Genomic DNA, 3,603 nt, shown 5'->3' on the forward strand with positions numbered 1-3,603 from the left:
GTCTCATCGCTACGCCCCCCTCCGACGACCATCCGACCCGCCGCACGAGCACGCGCGGCCGGGCCGGGTGCCGGTCTTCGGCACACGAAGGGATCTTATGACGATCAGATTTCAACAGGGGCGGATTCGCCCGGACCCCGGGCCATGACCCGGGTCACGGGCCGGAACGGCCCCGGGGCCGAACGCGTAGGCGCCTCCCGGAACCGACCACGGGCACCGGCACCTAGTTGACGGGTAGTAGCCGGGACCCAGCGCATCGGGAGGCGCCGTCCCGGACGCTACCTGGTCACATCGGGTGCGTCATCCGAATTAATCCAGGCCCGGAGCCTGCCGTGCGGGTCTCGCCGGGCCCGCGGCGCCAGGGCGCGCCCCACCGGTTCGGACCGTACGGGAACCAACCGCGCCCGCCGTCCGACTGCTGGGGGGTGAGTGCGAAGTCGCCGGGTGTCCGGCCCTTGAGTGTGCTGGCGGGGTTCGCCCTGCTGCTGGTGGTGGTGTTCGTGGTGGCGTATGCGGTGGGACGGCAGGCGGGCCCGGTGTCTCCCGGGCTGACGCCCGGGGGCGGCGCGTCGCCCGGGGCGCCCGGGATGGGCGGGCACGACATGGGCGGGATGCGATGAGCCCCGTTGCGGGGGCCGACGCCGGGGCCCTGGTGAGCACCGATCTGGCGGTCGGCGGGATGACCTGCGCGGCCTGCGTGGGCCGGGTGGAGAAGCGGCTGGCCCGGATCGACGGAGTGACGGCCGGGGTGAACCTGGCGACCGGTCGGGCCCGGGTGCTGCACCCGGCCGGGGTGCCGGTCGCAGAGCTGGTGGCAGCCGTCGAACGGGCGGGCTACACCGCCGAGTTGGCGCCCGCAGGGGCGGGCGTCGGGCTGCCGGACGAGGAGCCGGCGGAGCGCCGGCGACTGCTGGTGACGGTGCTGCTGGCCGTCCCGGTGGTGGTGCTGTCGATGGTGCCGTCACTGCAGTTCCCCGCCTGGCAGTGGGTCTGCTTCGCGCTGGCCGTGCCAGTGGTGACCTGGGGGTCGGCCGGGTTCCACCGCCGGGCCTGGCAAGGGCTGCGGCACGCGGCGGCCACCATGGACACCCTGGTCAGCCTGGGGGTGGTGGCGTCCTTCGGCTGGTCCGCGTACGCGCTGGTGTTCGGCGGCGCCGGGGAGGTCGGTATGCGGATGCCGTTCTCGCTGACCGCGGACGGCGGCGGCGCGGCGCACGTCTACCTGGAGGCGGCGGTCGGGGTGCCGCTGTTCGTGCTGGCCGGGCGGCTGCTGGAGGGCCGGGTGCGGCGGCGCAGCGGTTCCGCGCTGCGGGCGCTGGCCGAACTCGGCGCGAAGCAGGTGTGCGTCCGGGACGGCGGGACCGGCGAAGAGCGCCTGGTACCGATCGAACTACTGCTGCCCGGACAGGAGTTCGTGGTGCGGCCGGGCGAACGGGTGGCCACCGACGGGGTGGTGGTCGAGGGAGGTTCGGCGCTCGACCTGAGCCTGCTGACCGGGGAGAGCGTGCCGGTGGAGGTCGGCCCCGGGGACGCGGTGGCCGGCGCGACCGTCAACGTCGGCGGCGCGCTCGTGGTACGGGCGACGGCCGTCGGCGCCGACACCCAACTCGCCCGGATCACCGCACTGGTGGCGGACGCCCAGGCCGGCAAGGCCCGGGCGCAGCGCCTCGCCGACGCGGTGGCCGGGGTGTTCGTGCCGTGCGTGCTGGCGGGCGCGGTGTGCGTGCTGGGCTTCTGGCTCGGCGCGGGCGCAGCCCCCCAGGCGGCGGTGACGGCGGCGGTCGCGGTCCTGGTGGTCGCCTGCCCGTGCGCCCTGGGCCTGGCCACCCCGACGGCACTGCTGGCGGCGACCGGGCGGGGCGCGGAGCTGGGCGTGCTGGTGCGCGGCCCGGAGGTGCTGGAGAGCCTGCGCCGGGTCGACACCGTGGTGCTGGACAAGACCGGGACGCTGACCACCGGGCGGATGGAACTGGCGACGGTGACGGTCGCCCAGGGCCTCGACGCGGGGCTCGACTCGGAGCTCGACGAAGGGCCCGACTCGGGGCTCGACTCGGGACTCGACGAGAGTGCGGTGCTGCGGCTGGCCGGCGCGGTGGAACACCGCTCGGAGCACCCGATCGGGCGGGCCGTGGCGGCGGCCGCGCGGGAGCGCTGCGGTCCGCTGCCTGCGGTGGACGGCTTCGCGGCCGCCACCGGGGTCGGGGTGGTCGGGGTGGTCGAGGGCCGGAGCATACGGGTGGTCCGCCCGGACGGCACGGCGCAGCCGCTGCCCGCCGACCTCGCGGACGCGGTCACCGCCGCCTCGGACACCGGCCGCACGGCCGTGGTGGTCGAGCTGGACGGGCGGGCCGCGGCCGTGCTCACCGTCGGCGACACGCTGCGCTCGGGCAGCTGGCGGGCGCTCCACCGGCTGCGCGGGATGGGGCTGGAGACCGTCCTGCTGACCGGCGACGGCCCGGGCGCGGCCCGGGCGGTGGCGCGCGAGCTGGGCATCGAACGGGTGCACGCCGCGGCCTCGCCGGAGGGCAAGGCCGCGGTGGTGGCCGAGCTGCGGGGCGCCGGGCGGACGGTCGCGGTGGTCGGCGACGGCGTCAACGACGCGGTGGCACTGGCCTCGGCGGACCTCGGGGTGGCGCTGGCCTCGGGCAGCGACGCCGCGATCGGCGCGGCCGGACTGACCCTGGTGCGCGGCGACATCGAGGCGGTGGTGGACGCCGTCCGGCTGGCCCGACGGACCCTCGGCACGATCCGGGCCAACCTGCTGTGGGCCTTCGGCTACAACGTGGTGCTGATCCCGCTGGCGGCCGTCGGCCTGCTCAACCCGATGCTGGCGGCGGTGGCGATGTCGCTCAGCTCGCTGCTGGTGGTCGGCAACAGCCTGCGGCTGCGCACCTGGCAGCCCGGACGGGGCGCCTCGGCGGCCCGGAAGGGGGCGCGGCGATGAGCGGGGCGATGAGCGCGCTCGGACGGCTGCGGGTGGTCGGCCCGCCGGTGGGCGCGGCGGCACTGACGCTGGTGCTGCTGACAGGGTGGACGGCGGTCGGCGGGGCCGGGCGGCCCCGGCCGGTGGAGGCCGGCCCGGGCTGGCTGCTGCTGCCGACGGCAGGCGCGGCCCCGGCCACGGCGGCGTTCTTCACGATCCGCAACCCGGGCGACGTACCGGACGAACTGACGTCCGCCAGCTGGGAGTTCGGCGGCAGGATCACAATCAAGCGACACCTCCACCAGGGCGCCGCAGGCCGCTGGGAGCCGGTGACCGCCCTCCCGATCCCGGGCCGCGGCGAACTGGCAATGGCCCCGGAGGACGCCGACCTGATGATCGCCGACCCCCCACCCCTACGAGCCGGCCAGTGGGTCGACTTCACCCTCGGCTTCCGCCACAGCCCGGACCTCCACCTCAAGGCCCAAGTCCTCCCCCCGGGCACCCGCCCCCGCCCAACCGAACCGCCGACACCCTGACACTCCCCGGCCCCCATCGGGACGTGATCCGGTCCCAACGGATGGCCCGGGGCGCGGTGGGGGGCGGGGGCTAGGGGGGGGGGGGGGGGGAGTTGTGGAGTGGGTGGGGGGTGGCGTGTGGCGCGGTGCGGGGGGGGGGGGCGC

Annotated in this window: 2 protein-coding genes; both read left to right on the forward strand. The window is 76.5% G+C overall.

Annotated features, from left to right (window positions below; all coding sequences use genetic code 11):
* Positions 1-616: 616 nt before the first annotated feature.
* Positions 617-2,944: a heavy metal translocating P-type ATPase gene (locus ACFV6D_RS16330; RefSeq protein WP_380560231.1), complete on the forward strand. Its 2,328-nt coding sequence runs from the start codon at positions 617-619 to the stop codon at positions 2,942-2,944.
* Between the two features lie 8 nt (positions 2,945-2,952).
* Positions 2,953-3,459, forward strand: a complete 507-nt coding sequence (locus ACFV6D_RS16335; protein WP_380371577.1) for a copper chaperone PCu(A)C — start codon at positions 2,953-2,955, stop codon at positions 3,457-3,459.
* Positions 3,460-3,603: the final 144 nt, after the last annotated feature.

Origin of the sequence: Kitasatospora sp. NPDC059812 (assembly GCF_042732075.1) — a bacterium.
GTDB lineage: Bacteria > Actinomycetota > Actinomycetes > Streptomycetales > Streptomycetaceae > Kitasatospora.

Bases quoted from the DNA above. Each gene is read 5' to 3' on its own strand.
- ACFV6D_RS16330 (WP_380560231.1), top strand. From the start codon at position 617: ATGAGCCCCGTTGCGGGGGCCGACGCCGGGGCCCTGGTGAGCACCGAT.
- ACFV6D_RS16335 (WP_380371577.1), top strand. From the start codon at position 2,953: ATGAGCGCGCTCGGACGGCTGCGGGTGGTCGGCCCGCCGGTGGGCGCG.